The organism is Pseudomonas uvaldensis (assembly GCF_021271205.1).
In the GTDB taxonomy this organism is placed as follows: Bacteria; Pseudomonadota; Gammaproteobacteria; order Pseudomonadales; family Pseudomonadaceae; genus Aquipseudomonas; species Aquipseudomonas uvaldensis.
In genome coordinates, this window is sequence record NZ_JAIWKS010000006.1 from 425,469 (window position 1) to 439,331 (window position 13,863).

At 60.8% G+C, this 13,863-nt stretch carries 14 protein-coding genes; 7 read left to right on the top strand and 7 right to left on the bottom strand.

Features of this window, described 5'->3' with window-relative positions; translation table 11 throughout:
• The first annotated feature begins 91 nt into the window (after positions 1 to 91).
• From amaA to LCU97_RS16725, 7 genes are all read left to right on the top strand, one after another.
• Positions 92 to 1,375, top strand: a complete 1,284-nt coding sequence (gene amaA, locus LCU97_RS16695) for an L-pipecolate oxidase (protein ID WP_232777213.1) — start codon at positions 92 to 94, stop codon at positions 1,373 to 1,375.
• A gap of 365 nt (positions 1,376 to 1,740) precedes the next feature.
• Positions 1,741 to 2,877, top strand: coding sequence for an ABC transporter substrate-binding protein (locus LCU97_RS16700; protein WP_232777215.1), 1,137 nt, complete (start codon positions 1,741 to 1,743; stop codon positions 2,875 to 2,877).
• A gap of 195 nt (positions 2,878 to 3,072) precedes the next feature.
• Positions 3,073 to 3,987 (top strand): ABC transporter permease subunit, encoded by a 915-nt coding sequence (locus LCU97_RS16705; protein WP_053155599.1) that lies wholly within the window; start codon positions 3,073 to 3,075, stop codon positions 3,985 to 3,987.
• 2 nt (positions 3,988 to 3,989) lie between these two features.
• Positions 3,990 to 5,294, top strand: a complete 1,305-nt coding sequence (gene livM / locus LCU97_RS16710; protein ID WP_053155597.1) for a high-affinity branched-chain amino acid ABC transporter permease LivM — start codon at positions 3,990 to 3,992, stop codon at positions 5,292 to 5,294.
• A complete protein-coding gene (locus LCU97_RS16715) occupies positions 5,287 to 6,159 on the top strand; it encodes an ATP-binding cassette domain-containing protein (protein WP_053155689.1) in 873 nt (290 codons plus the stop codon). Before livM ends, LCU97_RS16715 begins: the two co-directional genes overlap by 8 nt.
• Positions 6,156 to 6,872 carry an ABC transporter ATP-binding protein gene (locus LCU97_RS16720; RefSeq protein ID WP_053155595.1) on the top strand — a complete coding sequence of 239 codons (717 nt, stop codon included), beginning with the start codon at positions 6,156 to 6,158 and terminating at the stop codon, positions 6,870 to 6,872. The genes LCU97_RS16715 and LCU97_RS16720 overlap by 4 nt, the downstream gene beginning before the upstream one ends.
• Positions 6,873 to 7,626: 754 nt before the next feature.
• A complete protein-coding gene (locus LCU97_RS16725; RefSeq protein ID WP_053155593.1) occupies positions 7,627 to 8,394 on the top strand; it encodes an SDR family oxidoreductase in 768 nt (255 codons plus the stop codon).
• Between the two features lie 89 nt (positions 8,395 to 8,483).
• Here the strand turns inward: LCU97_RS16725 and LCU97_RS16730 are convergent, their stop codons facing one another.
• The 7 genes from LCU97_RS16730 to LCU97_RS16760 all read right to left on the bottom strand — a co-directional run bounded on the left by LCU97_RS16730 (position 8,484) and on the right by LCU97_RS16760 (position 13,605).
• The gene (locus tag LCU97_RS16730) at positions 8,484 to 9,623 is read right to left on the bottom strand and encodes an AGE family epimerase/isomerase (RefSeq protein ID WP_232777216.1); all 1,140 of its coding nucleotides are present in this window, start codon (positions 9,621 to 9,623) and stop codon (positions 8,484 to 8,486) included.
• 179 nt (positions 9,624 to 9,802) lie between these two features.
• On the bottom strand, positions 9,803 to 10,375 hold the full coding sequence (locus LCU97_RS16735; RefSeq protein ID WP_232777217.1) for a HupE/UreJ family protein: 573 nt from the start codon (positions 10,373 to 10,375) through the stop codon (positions 9,803 to 9,805).
• Between the two features lie 42 nt (positions 10,376 to 10,417).
• Positions 10,418 to 11,032 carry an urease accessory protein UreG gene (gene ureG, locus LCU97_RS16740; RefSeq protein ID WP_053155587.1) on the bottom strand — a complete coding sequence of 205 codons (615 nt, stop codon included), beginning with the start codon at positions 11,030 to 11,032 and terminating at the stop codon, positions 10,418 to 10,420.
• Between the two features lie 9 nt (positions 11,033 to 11,041).
• Positions 11,042 to 11,716 (bottom strand): urease accessory protein UreF, encoded by a 675-nt coding sequence (locus LCU97_RS16745; protein WP_232777218.1) that lies wholly within the window; start codon positions 11,714 to 11,716, stop codon positions 11,042 to 11,044.
• The gene (gene ureE / locus LCU97_RS16750; protein WP_053155584.1) at positions 11,713 to 12,213 is read right to left on the bottom strand and encodes an urease accessory protein UreE; all 501 of its coding nucleotides are present in this window, start codon (positions 12,211 to 12,213) and stop codon (positions 11,713 to 11,715) included. Before ureE ends, LCU97_RS16745 begins: the two co-directional genes overlap by 4 nt.
• Positions 12,214 to 12,428: 215 nt before the next feature.
• The gene (locus LCU97_RS16755) at positions 12,429 to 13,061 is read right to left on the bottom strand and encodes a TetR family transcriptional regulator (RefSeq protein WP_053155582.1); all 633 of its coding nucleotides are present in this window, start codon (positions 13,059 to 13,061) and stop codon (positions 12,429 to 12,431) included.
• 154 nt (positions 13,062 to 13,215) lie between these two features.
• Positions 13,216 to 13,605, bottom strand: a complete 390-nt coding sequence (locus LCU97_RS16760; protein ID WP_053155580.1) for a hypothetical protein — start codon at positions 13,603 to 13,605, stop codon at positions 13,216 to 13,218.
• Positions 13,606 to 13,863: the final 258 nt, after the last annotated feature.

The window sequence follows — 13,863 nt, forward strand, 5'->3', positions numbered from 1 at the left end:
AAGATTTGTGTGGCTGATCTACCGCCATCGCGAGCAGGCTCGCTCCCACATTGACCTCTGTGTTTGTTAGGTTTCTGTCTGGAGTCTGGCAATGCCGTTACGCGAAGAATGTCTGTGGGAAGCACTGACGCCGCAACGACCCGAGAATGGGTCGCTCACCGGTGAAATCACCGTCGATGTCTGTGTGATCGGTGCGGGTTTTACGGGGCTGTCGGCGGCGGTGCATATGTTGGAGCAGGGTAAGCGCGTCGCGGTGCTGGAGGCCCATCGGGCCGGGCATGGCGGCTCGGGGCGCAACGTCGGGCTGGTGAACGCTGGCCTGTGGATCCCGCCGGACGATATAGAAGCCGGATTCGGCGAAGCGGTGGGCAGCCAACTCAACCGTATGTTGGGGGCCGCGCCGGCGCTGGTGTTCAGCCTCATCGACAAATACAGAATCGATTGCCAGTTGCGCCGTGAAGGCACCTTGCACATGGCCCACAATGCCCGGGGCGAGACGGACTTGCGCAGTCGTGAAGAGCAGTGGAAACGCCGTGGCGCCCCCGTGGAATTGCTCACCGGTCAGGCCTGTGTCGAGGCCACCGGCACGACGAAAATTGCTGCGGCGTTGCTCGATCGCCGTGCCGGCACGCTCAACCCGATGGCCTATGCCAGCGGGTTGGCCAAGGCGGCCAAAGACCTGGGAGGGCAACTGTTCGACCATTCGCCGGTTACGCGATTGGAACGCCAGGGCCAGCGCTGGTCGGTGCAGACCGCCCAGGGCTCGGTGTTGGCCGAGCGGGTGGTGATCGCCTCCAATGCCTATACCGAGGGCGATTGGACCGAGCTGCGGCGCAATTTCTTTCCTGGCTATTACTATCAGGTCGCTTCCGTCCCGCTGACCGACGAGGCGGCGCGCCGCATCCTGCCGGGCGGCCAGGGGTCGTGGGATACCCGTCAGGTCCTGAGCAGCATTCGCCGGGACAAGGACGGGCGCTTGTTGCTGGGCAGCCTGGGCAATGGCAACCGCAAGCCCACCTGGTTCCTCAAGGCGTGGGCCGACCGGGTCCAGCAGCATTACTTCCCTTATCTCAAGGCGGTGGAGTGGGAATGCACCTGGACCGGTTGCATCGCGTTCACCCCCGATCATCTGATGCGCCTGTTCGAACCGGCTCCGGGGTTGGTGGCCGTGACCGGTTACAACGGACGGGGCGTGACCACCGGCACGGTGGTCGGCAAGGCCTTCGCCGATTATCTGTGCCATGGTGACGCGAAGTCGCTGCCGATTCCGTTTACTCCCATGCAGCCCGTGACGGGGGCGGGGCTGCGCAGTTGCCTGTATGAGGCGGGGTTCTCGCTGTATCACGCGGGCCAGTGCCTGCGGATCGTCATTTGAGTGTTGAAAATTGTTGCCGGGGCCGGCGTTTTCCGGCGTAGCGTCTAGCCTGTTATGGTGCGGGTTGTAGCAATCGCGCACCGACAGTGTGCAGTTCGGTGACGCAGGTTGTTACAGGCTGGTTGCACGTCGTTTTAGTGAATGGTTGCAATGATGGCTCAAGGAGGGTTGCGCTAATTTTTATCGATGGTTGCACCTCGTGCGGTTTAGACGGTTGCACGCCCTATGAAAAAGGGCTCAAAACAGTCGAGATAACAATAAAACAGCGACTTTTTTCAGAATAAAAAACCGATGGCACGGCCCTTGCTCTGAGCTTTTCAGTGAAGTCGCAGTGCCAACTAAAAAAAACCTTGGAGCACCACCTCATGTCCCAGACGTTTTACAAGAAAGGCTTTCTGGCCCTCGCAGTCGCTACTGCGATGGGTGTTTCTGCGTTTGCTCAAGCCGACATCAAGTTCGGTGTAGCGGGTCCGATGACTGGCGCCAACGCGGCATTTGGCGAGCAGTACATGAAGGGGGCACAGGCAGCGGCGGACGAGATCAACGCCAAGGGTGGCGTGAACGGCGAGAAGATCGTGCTGGTGGCAGGTGATGACGCCTGTGAACCGAAACAGGCCGTGGCCGTGGCCAACCGTTTCGTCGACCAGGACAAAGTGGCCGGCGTGGTGGGTCACTTCTGTTCCTCGAACACCATTCCGGCCTCTGAGGTATACGACGAAGCCGGCATCATCGCCATCACCCCCGGTTCCACCAACCCGCAGGTTACCGAGCGTGGCCTGAGCGCCATGTTCCGCATGTGCGGTCGTGACGACCAGCAAGGCATCGTGGCCGGCGACTACATCGTCGATGTGATCAAGGGCAAGAAAGTCGTGGTACTGCACGACAAGGACACCTACGGCCAGGGCCTGGCGGACGCGACCAAGGCACAACTGGAAAAACGCGGTGTGAAGCCTGTGCTGTACGAAGGCCTGACCCGTGGCGAAAAAGACTTCAGCGCCGTGGTCACCAAGATCCGTGCGGCTGGCGCCGACGTGGTCTACTTCGGTGGCCTGCATCCAGAGGCCGGTCCGCTGGTCCGCCAGTTGCGTGAGCAAGGCCTCAAGGACGTGAAATTCATGTCCGACGACGGCATCGTGACCGACGAACTGGTTACTACCGCCGGTGGCGCGCAATACGTCGATGGCGTGTACATGACCTTTGGCGCGGACCCGCGTCTGCTGCCTGACAGCAAGGCCGTGGTGGACGCTTTCCGCGCCAAGGGAACGGAGCCGGAAGGCTACACCCTGTATGCCTACGCTTCGGTTCAGGCCCTGGCCGCCGGTTTCAACGGTGCCAAGTCCAACAAGGGCGAAGACGCAGCCAAGTGGCTCAAGGCCAATCCCGTCCAGACCGTGATGGGTAAGAAGGAGTGGGACGCCAAGGGTGACCTGAAAGTCTCCGACTACGTGGTTTATCAGTGGGACAAGGACGGCAAATACCATCAGCTGGAAAAACAGAAGTAATCTGAATGGATGATGGCCCGTGGCGAAGGCGCGAGCCCACGCCACGGAGCCGCTGTTCATCCTTCACGGGTTCCTTGCCACGAGCCCGTCTGTCTTTCTTCCGAGAGCTGCGCGCACATCGTGCAGCGTCGGCGGCTGAACCCCGGTCCGTCGCGGCGGTGTGCGTGCAATCTCTCAAATGCGTGAGATTGCGTTATGGATGGTATTTTCCTGCAGCAACTGATCAATGGCCTGACCCTCGGGTCGGTCTATGGTCTGATCGCCATCGGCTACACAATGGTCTACGGCATCATCGGCATGATCAACTTCGCCCACGGTGAGGTTTACATGATCTCTGCGTACCTCGCGGCGATCAGTCTGGCTCTGCTGGCTTACTTCGGTATCGAATCCTTCCCGCTTATGATCCTTGGCACGCTGGTGTTCACGGTCGTGGTCACCGGAGTATACGGTTGGGTCATCGAACGCGTCGCCTACAAACCCCTGCGCAACTCCACCCGCCTGGCGCCACTGATCAGTGCCATCGGCATCTCGCTGATCCTGCAGAACTATGCACAGCTCAGCCAGGGCGCTCGCCAACAAGGCGTGCCCACTTTGCTCGAAGGCGCCATGCGGGTCGACATCGGCACCGGCTTCGTCCAGTTGACCTACACCAAGATCTTCATCCTGGTCGCGGCATTCGCCGGGATGGCCTTGCTGACCTACATCATCAAGTACACCAAGCTGGGACGCATGTGCCGTGCTACTCAGCAAGACCGCAAGATGGCCTCCATTCTGGGGATCAACACTGACCGGGTGATTTCCTACGTGTTCATCATCGGTGCGGCCATGGCGGCCCTGGCCGGTGTGCTGATCACCATGAACTACGGCACGTTCGACTTCTATGCCGGCTTCATCATCGGCATCAAGGCGTTCACCGCGGCGGTACTCGGCGGCATCGGCTCCCTGCCTGGGGCGATGCTCGGCGGGATCATCCTCGGGATCTCCGAGTCGCTGTTCTCCGGTCTGATCAACTCCGACTACAAAGACGTGTTCAGTTTCTCGCTGCTGGTGCTGATTCTGATTTTCCGTCCCCAAGGCCTGTTGGGTCGCCCACTCGTGGCGAAGGTATAAGTATGTCTGCTGCCAATAAACCGCTTGATATCAAACAAAGCGTCATCGACGCGATCCTGGCCGGCCTGATCTCGCTGATCGTGTTCGGGCCGATCGTCGGCGTGGTGCTCGACGGCTACAGCTTCAATCTGCAACCGGCCCGCGTCGGCTGGCTGGTGGCGATCGTAATGATCGGGCGTTTCGCCTTGAGTCTGTTCCTGCAAACACCCAAGGGCCTGAAGGTACTCCAGGGGTTCGAAAGCACCGGCTCTGGCGTGCATGTATTGCCACCGGACTACAAGTCGCGCCTGCGCTGGATCATCCCGGCGTTGATCGTGATCGCCATCGTGTTCCCGTTCTTCGCCAACAAATACGTGCTCACCGTGGTCATCCTCGGGTTGATCTACGTGCTGCTGGGCCTGGGCCTGAACATTGTGGTCGGCCTGGCGGGGCTGCTGGACCTGGGCTACGTGGCGTTCTATGCCATCGGTGCCTATGGCCTGGCGCTGGGTTATCAATACCTGGGGCTGGGGTTCTGGACGGTGCTGCCGTTGGCCGCCATTGCGGCGGCGATGGCCGGGTGCATATTGGGCTTCCCGGTCTTGCGAATGCACGGTGATTACCTGGCCATCGTGACCCTGGGGTTCGGCGAGATCATCCGTCTGGTGCTCAACAACTGGCTGTCGTTCACGGGTGGACCAAATGGCATGCCGGTGCCGTCGCCAACGATTTTCGGACTGGAGTTCAGTCGCAGGGCAAAGGATGGCGGGGTGCCTTTCCATGAGTTCTTCGGCATCGACTACAACCCCAACTTCAAGTTTCTGTTCATCTACATCGTGCTGTTTATCGTCGTGCTGCTGGTGCTCTACATCAAGCATCGCCTGACCCGCATGCCGGTCGGGCGTGCCTGGGAGGCCCTGCGCGAAGATGAGATCGCCTGCCGCTCCATGGGCCTGAACCATGTGTTGGTCAAGCTCTCGGCGTTCACCATCGGTGCTTCCACTGCGGGCCTGGCCGGTGTGTTCTTCGCCAGTTACCAGGGGTTCGTCAACCCGTCGTCGTTCACCTTCTTCGAATCGGCGCTGATCCTGGCGATTGTGGTATTGGGCGGCATGGGCTCGACGGTGGGGGTGGTCATTGCGGCATTCGTGCTCACGATTACACCGGAGTTGTTACGCAGCTTCTCCGAATACCGAGTGCTGTTGTTCGGCTTCCTGATGGTGTTGATGATGATCTGGCGCCCCCGTGGCCTGATCCGGATCAGTCGCGCCGGGGTGGCGCCGCGTAAAGGTGCCATAGCGCATGACGGAGGGCAGCGCCATGAGTGAAGTCGTACTCCACGTTGAAAACCTGATGATGCAATTCGGGGGCATCAAGGCCCTCAGCGACGTCAGTCTGCAAGTCAAACGCAACTCCATCTTCGCCCTGATCGGCCCCAACGGTGCGGGCAAGACCACGGTGTTCAACTGCCTGACCGGTTTCTACAAGGCGACAGGCGGCAAGATCGAGCTTAACGTGCGCGGCGAGCGGACCAACGTGATCCAGCTGTTGGGCGAAGCGTTTCGCCCGACGGACTTCGTGTCGCCGAAATCCTTTGCCAGTCGGCTGTATTACAAAATGTTCGGCGGCACTCACCTGGTGAACCGTGCCGGCCTGGCGCGTACGTTCCAGAACATTCGTCTGTTCAAGGAAATGTCGGTGGTTGAAAACCTGCTGGTGGCCCAGCACATGTGGGTCAATCGCAGTCTGGTGGCCGGCATCCTCAACACCAAGGGCTACCGCAAGGCTGAAAGCGATGCCCTGGACCACGCCTTCTACTGGCTGGAAGTGGTGGATCTGGTGGATTGCGCGAACCGTTTGGCCGGGGAGCTTTCCTACGGCCAGCAGCGGCGCCTGGAAATCGCCCGGGCGATGTGCACCCGTCCGCAGATCATCTGCCTCGACGAACCGGCCGCCGGCCTCAACCCTCAGGAAACCGAAGCGCTGAGCGCGATGATCCGGCTGCTGCGCGACGAGCACGATCTGACCGTGGTGCTGATCGAACATGACATGGGCATGGTAATGAGCATTTCCGACCACATCGTGGTGCTGGACCACGGCAACGTAATCGCCGAAGGCGGTCCCGAGGCAATTCGCAACGATCCGAAGGTGATTGCGGCCTACCTGGGTGCCGATGAAGAGGAGCTGGTATGAGTGGGCCAATCCTCGAACTCAAGGAACTGGATGTGTTCTACGGGCCGATCCAGGCCCTGAAGAAAGTCTCGATGCACATCGAGGCGGGCGAAACCGTGAGCCTGATCGGCTCCAACGGTGCCGGCAAGTCGACGCTGCTGATGTCGATCTTCGGCCAGCCGCGGGCGGCGGGTGGGCAGATCATCTACCAGGGTGTGGACATCACCCACAAATCGTCCCACTACATCGCTTCCAACGGCATCGCCCAGTCGCCGGAAGGGCGGCGGGTATTCCCCGACATGACGGTCGAGGAAAACCTGCTGATGGGCACCATCCCCATCGGTGACAAGTACGCCGGCGAAGACCTGCAACGCATGTTCGAGCTGTTCCCGCGGCTCAAGGAGCGGCGCAACCAGCGTGCAATGACCATGTCCGGTGGAGAGCAGCAAATGCTCGCCATTGCTCGGGCGTTGATGAGCCGGCCGAAGCTGTTGCTGCTCGATGAGCCGAGCCTGGGGTTGGCGCCAATCGTGGTCAAGCAGATCTTCGCGACTCTGCGTGAACTGGCGGCCACCGGCATGACCATCTTCCTGGTGGAACAGAACGCCAACCATGCACTCAGGCTCTCGGATCGGGCCTATGTGATGGTCAACGGCGAAATCCGACTGACCGGGACGGGCAAGGAGCTGCTCGCCAATGAGGAGGTTCGCAACGCGTACCTGGGCGGTCATTGAGGTCGATGCGGTCATGAAAAACCGGCGAGTGATCGCCGGTTTTTTCTTCTTCAGAACACCATCGCCCCCACAGAGTTTTTCTTGGTGCCGGGCAATTGTGGACAACAATCCCAACCCCCCTGCGAAACCGCGACATAAAGTCACTGCAAACAGTTGTTTTGTCACGGTTTTGACTTGTCCCCGTTTGTTGTGGAACCGGCTGTGGGTAACGTGGGAGTAGCTGGCTGGAAGCCTTTGAATCCGTGGCTTACAGCGTGGTGGTTGTTTTTTGATCAGGTGTTTTCAGCCAAGCTGAAGTGACTGTTGTCAACTTTTTTTCAGGCTCGAGGATCGCTGTCCATTTCTGTGCGCAAGCCTGTGGATAACTCTGTGATTAAACTCTGGAAAGACCGCTCGGAGGGCCGTAGTTGCTGGCTTGGAGCCATCTCTCTATCAGCCAACGGCTTATAGCAGATAACTGGAACTGCACAACCTGACTTGTGCGGTCAAGAGAAAATATTTTCCAAATACCTCTCAAAGCCTTATGCACAGCGGCCTGCAGCGTTTTGACTTGCCCCCGATTACTGTGGATCTGCCTGTGGATAAGATGCGGGCAAAGTGCTGCGGCCCTTGTGCAGCAAGGCCAAGCGCGATTTGCTCATTTAATGATCAGTTTTCTCCAGGGATCACATGAACGGTGTTCAGTTGCCGCTTACCAGCGGGCCGGGCATCCTATGGGCCGATTCCATTCAATGGCTCAAGCAAGGAGAACACGATGTCCAACACCCTGTTTATCACCGGCGCGACGTCCGGATTTGGTGAAGCCTGCGCCCGTCGTTTTGCCGAGGCCGGCTGGAAACTGGTGCTGACAGGCCGTCGTGAAGAGCGTCTCAAGGCCCTGTGTGCCGAGTTGTCGAAACAGACCGAAGTCCATGGCCTGGTATTGGATGTGCGCGACCGCAAGGCCATGGAGGATGCAATCGCCAACCTTCCGCCGTCCTTTACGACGTTGCGGGGCTTGATCAATAATGCCGGGTTGGCCTTGGGCGTGGATCCGGCGCCCAAGTGCGACCTCGATGATTGGGACACGATGGTCGACACCAACGTCAAGGGATTGATCTACAGCACGCGCCTGCTGTTGCCGCGCCTGATCGCCCACGGCCGTGGTGCCGGAATCATCAACCTGGGTTCCATCGCCGGTAACTATCCGTATCCGGGCAGCCATGTCTATGGCGCGAGCAAGGCGTTCGTCAAACAGTTCTCGCTGAACCTGCGCTGCGACCTGCAGGGCACCGGGGTGCGGGTGAGCAATATCGAGCCGGGCCTGTGTGAAAGCGAGTTTTCCCTGGTGCGCTTCGGCGGCGATCAGGAGCGCTACAACGCGACTTATGCCGGAGCCGAGCCGATCCAGCCGCAGGACATCGCAGAGACGATTTTCTGGGTCCTCAACACCCCGGCGCATATCAACATCAACAGCCTGGAGCTGATGCCGGTCAGCCAGACCTGGGCCGGGTTTGCCATTGAGCGGCATAACAAGGCCTGAAGAACGCGTGTTGTTCATCGCGGGCAAGCCTTGCTCCCACAGGAATCCAGCGCTCAGCATGTGGGAGCAAGGCTTGCAGCGGTAGCGATCTACCGGTCAGTCAGGTAGTCGGCCAATCCGCGATAACAGGTCATCAAGTGATAGGGCGTGGTCGATGGCATGTCCTGGCGGCTGACGAGGCCAGCGCCGTCCAGGCATTCATGCCAGCCTCGCGGATGCAGGAAATGTTGCTGCAAGGCTCGTAGCTGACGCTGTAGCGATGGCTGGCTCTCCGGCCGCAGCGTCAATGCCCGAAGGTATTCGGCCTGGGCCCAGATGCGCTGGGTGGCGTCGCGTGGGGCAGCTTGCGGGTGGGGGGCGAGCATCGCGCACACCGCACCGGATTGCGGGTCCACGCCTTGTTGCTCGGTTTGTTCGAAGCTGTGTTCCAGCGCTGTGTGCAATGTGCCGCCGCTCAGCAAGGGCGACGAGGCCAGCAGGTAATACCACTCGAACTGGTGCCCCGGCTCGTACCAGTTATCCACAGCCCCGAGGGGCTTTTCCATCATGACGCGCTGCTGCGGGTCGGTGAAACGCTTGAACATGCCATCACACAACGCCAGCAATGCCTGCCGGACGCTGGCGTCTTCGCGAATCTCAAGGACCGCAAGAAATGCTTCGGCCAGGTGCATCAATGGGTTCTGCAAGGGGCCCGAACCGATTGATGACCAGTCGCGGCCAAGACTGGCTTCGTAGAGACCGTCCGGGCTGGCAAAGCGCTGCTCGACCACTTGCAGGGCGGCATTGAGCACCGACTCCACCAGGGGGTCGTGAACCTTGGACCAATAATGGGCACAGGCGAACAGGATAAAGGCGTGGGTATAGAGATCCTTGCCCGAGTCCAGCGGCGCGCCCTGTGGGTCGATGCTGTAGAACCAGCCGCCATGCTCGGCGTCATGGAAATGCCGTTGCAGCGAGCGGAACAGCGCCGCTGCCCGCTCTTCGGCCCGGGGTACTTCGCCGATCAGGCTGGCGAACACATACAACTGCCGTGCGCAGGCCATCGCCCGATAACGCTGGGGCGGCAAGGGCGAATGCCCTGCGTCCAGCGATTCATAGGGCAATGCCAGCTCGGCGTTCCAGCCGGGCCCTTGCCACATCGGTACGATCACCTCATGAAAGTGCTGGTGCACCGCGGCGAACAGGCGGGTCAATTCGGGTGAGGGCACAGGGCGGGAGGCATCAGGCATGGGTCGACATCGTCACGACGGAGGGGCGGTTGCGCGACATGGTAGCAGAGTGACCGGCTTCAGAGAGATGGCGCCCTCAAGTCCGTCATCGCGAGCAGGCTCGCTCCCACAGGGACGGTATACGCCCATCAAATGTTGGAGCGAGCCTGCTCGCGATGAGGCTCGGGCAAACGGTAAATTCAACCCGCCAGCAACCAGAACCCGGTCGCCGCCGAGGCCGCCCCGGCCAGTCGTACCAGCGGAGCCGCTGCCCGTGGCAACACGCGAACCACGGCGAAACCAGCGCCATGCAGTGCCGCCGTGGCCGCGACGAAACCTGCCGCATAAGCCCAGGGGTTCGACATTTCCGGCAGTTCCAGGCCATGGGCCACACCGTGGAACAACGCAAATAGCGCCGTGGCCACGATTGCCAGGCTCAACGGTGGGCGCACAGCCAAGGCCACTGCCAGGCCCAAGGCCAGCACCGAAGCGGCAATCCCGCTTTCCAGTGCTGGCAGATCCAGGCCTTCGAAACCCAGCAGGCCGCCGATTAGCAGGGTCCCGACGAACGTACACGGCAGCGCCCAGCGCGCCGCCCCCTTTTGTTGCGCAGCCCACAGGCCGACGGCCAGCATGGCGAGCAGGTGATCCAGGCCCCCGATGGGGTGACCGAGGCCGGCCATCAGGCCATTGTCGCCATGACCGGGATGGGCGAAGGCCATGGCCGGGGCCAGCAGCAAGGCGAGGGCGCCGAAGAGGCGTTTGAATGTCATGGAAATGCTTCCTTGTCGATCATTGAAAAACGGATATGAAAATCAGGCCGCGGTCAGCAGGCCCTGACGCTCGATGAAGGCGATGATGTCATCCAGGCCCTGGCCGGTTTTCTGGTTGCTGAATACGAATGGCTTGCCGTTGCGCATCCGCCTGGTGTCGCTGTCCATCATTTCCAGGGAGGCGCCTACCAGGGGCGCCAGATCGATTTTGTTGATCACCAGCAGGTCGGATTTACAGATGCCCGGTCCACCCTTGCGCGGCAGCTTGTCACCCGCCGATACGTCGATCACGTAGAGAGTCAGGTCCGACAGCTCAGGGCTGAAGGTCGCCGACAGGTTGTCGCCGCCCGATTCCACCAGGATCAGGTCCAGCCCCGGGAAACGCCGGTTCAACTGGTCCACCGCTTCCAGGTTGATCGAGGCATCCTCGCGAATGGCAGTGTGCGGACAGCCACCGGTCTCCACGCCGATGATCCGCTCCGGCGCCAGGGCTTCATTGCGCACCAGAAAGTCGGCGTCTTCGCGGGTGTAGATGTCGTTGGTGACCACCGCCAGGTTGTAGCGCTCACGCAAGGCCAGGCACAGGGCCAGGGTCAGGGCGGTTTTACCGGAGCCGACCGGACCGCCGATACCGACGCGCAAAGGTTGTGTATTCATGTGGGTCTCCTAGGAACGGAACAGGCGGCTGTACTGGCGCTCGTGGGCCATGCAAGCCAGGGACAGGCCAAACGCGGCGCTGCCGTAATGTTCGGGGTCGATGTTCGAAGCGTTGTGCTGGGCCTGTTGCAGCAGTGGCAGCAGTTCGCTGGTCAGGCGCTGGGCGGCTTGCTGGCCCAGGGGCAGGGTTTTCATCAGCACCGCCAATTGGTTTTCCAGCCAGCTCCACAGCCAGGCGGCGAGGGCGTCGTGGGGGCTGATCCGCCAGGCCCTTGCGGCCAAGGCCCAGCCCAGGGCCAGGTGCGGTTCGGTGCGTTGCTCGAGAAAATGCCGCGCGGCGGCGTCGAGCTCCGGCAGGCCGCTGAGCAGTTGCTGCAGCGAATAGCCCATCTGCCGGCTCTCCTGATAGAGCTCGCGGGTTTCCCGGCTGGCGCGATGGGCGTCGCAGTGCTGCGCCAGGGCCGCCCAATCAGCCGCCGCAGCCGCGGTGCAATGGGCGAGCAACAAGGGCGCCTCGAAGCGAGCCAGGTTCAGCAGCAGTTGATCGCCGATCCATCGGCGTGCCTCGTCGGGTGTCGTGATCTGGCCGTTGTCCACCGCCATCTCCAATCCTTGGGAATAGCTGTAACCGCCTATCGGCAGTTGCGGGCTGGCCAGACGCAGCAGCGCCCAGGCGGGATTCATGGGCGCACGCCGAACTGATGCAAGCGCGGTGCGTAGTTGAAGTCTTCATCGCCGTGCCGCGAGTGGTGATGGCCGCCTCCATAGGCGCCGTGTTCCGGCTGGAATGGCGCTTCGATGGCTTCGGCACTGGCGCCCAATTGTTCGAGCATCGCCTTGAGCACGTAATCGTCCAGCAGGCGCAGCCAGCCGTCGCCCACTTGCAAGGCGACGTGGCGGTTGCCCAGATGATAGGCCGCGCGAGTCAGCTCGAAGGCGTTGGCGCAGGTCACGTGCAGTAACTGTTCGGGGCGGGCGCAGACCCGCACGATGCGTCCATCCTCGGCCTGCAGGCATTCGCCGTCATGCAACGGCGGCTGCCCTCGCTCCAGGAACAACCCGACATCCTCCCCCTCGGCACTGAAACAGCGCAGGCGGCTTTTGCTGCGGGCATCGAACGTCAGGTGCAGCTCCGCGTCCCAGCGGGCTTGAGTGTCGATTCTGCGATGAATCACCAGCATCGGAGAGCTTCCAGCAATGAACAGTGCTGTGTTTAGAGCAAGGGGCTTGCCAACCGAAGGGGGCGTAGGAAATAGCCGAGAGATACCCAAGGCGCTGGTTTCAGCGGGGGTTATATTTCGTTCCGAACTGGTGCGCTCGGCGAGCCTTGCGCACTGTTTTGTGGCGCGTTACGAGCCGTGGGAGCGAACAGGCTTGCCCCAAGGGGGCATCCGGATTACTCGATGCTTCCCAACCCTTGCCAATGCTTGAGGCCGATGAAGATGAACCGCAATTGCTGGGTGATCTTCGCCTGGGGCGTGAGGTGATCGGGCAAGGCTTCGTCGGGTGGGTCGATGATGTCGGGCAGGGTGGCGAATACGCTCTTGACGATGAGGTCGGCGATCACGCTCAACCCGGCCGGGTTCAGGTGCTGCAACTTGGGCATCAACGCCAGGTCGGCGGCCAGGTCCGAACTGATGCCTTCGCGCAATTTTGCAATGGCGTGGCGCACGGGTAGGGAGCCGCCGTACTGCTCGCGGGCAAGGAACAGGAACTGGGACCGGTTGGCTTGTACCACGTCAAGGAAGATCCGCACCGACGCATCGATGATGCCGCCCATGACAAACTCGTTATGACGTACCAACCGGATGGTTTCACGGAAGGTCTGGCCCACTTCGCTGACCAGCGCCAGGCCCAGTTGGTCCATGTCGTCGAAATGCCGGTAGAACCCGGTAGGCACGATGCCCGCCGTCCTGGCGACTTCCCGCAGGCTCAGGCTGCCGAATCCACGGCCGCACTCCATCAAATGACGGGCCGCATCCATCAGGGCGTTTCGGGTCTGTTGTTTCTGTTCGGCGCGAGGCAGCATCGCAAGGCTGGCTTCTGATTCTCAGGAGCGACGCACTCTAGCAAATCGGCTTTGCCGACGTCGAACGGTAGAAGGGGCGAGCGGGAAAACGTGCGCTGCAGAAAGTCAAAAGCCCGATTGCTGGAATCGGGCTTTTTTTCCGGCCACCATGGGCTCAGCTCGCTGTGCCGTTGCGTTGGATCACGCGGTCACCGCCGTCTGAGGCAAGCAGTTGACCTTGTGGGGTGTGCTCGTAGCCGCCTTCTACCAAGCCTTTTTCTTCCAGGCGATCACGACCACGACTGCCTTCGGCGAGGGTCTCACCCAGTTTGGTGCGGTCGGAGCCACCTTCGGCCAACGATTCACCCAGTTTGGTCCGGTCGGAGCCACCTTCAGCGAGTTTTTCGCGCTGGGTGGTACGGTCGGAGCCGTCCGCGGCAACAGTCTGGCTGTAGACCGAGTGGCTATCCTTGACCTGTGGTGTGGCTTGTTCGGAAGCTGGCAGGGCGAAAGCAGTGGAGGCCAGCAGTGAAAGGGACAGACTCATCAGTAATTGGCGTTTCATGATCGTTGCTCCTCGGGAGGGCTGAAAAGTGGGTACGAGGGCAATGCTACTCTCGATAAGTCGATATAAAAGTTCATAAACGCAATGGTAATAATCAACGGAATTGATTGTTCCGAGGGGAGGCTCTAGAACGGGCCTTTCGGAGGTGCGGTTTTGCACTGCGGTGGGTATTTTGTACTCACTGGTGCCGCATAAATGTGCGGGAGCGGTAACAGCTGTTGGCGGTTCGGTCAGGATTTTCACCCAGGGTGCTAAACC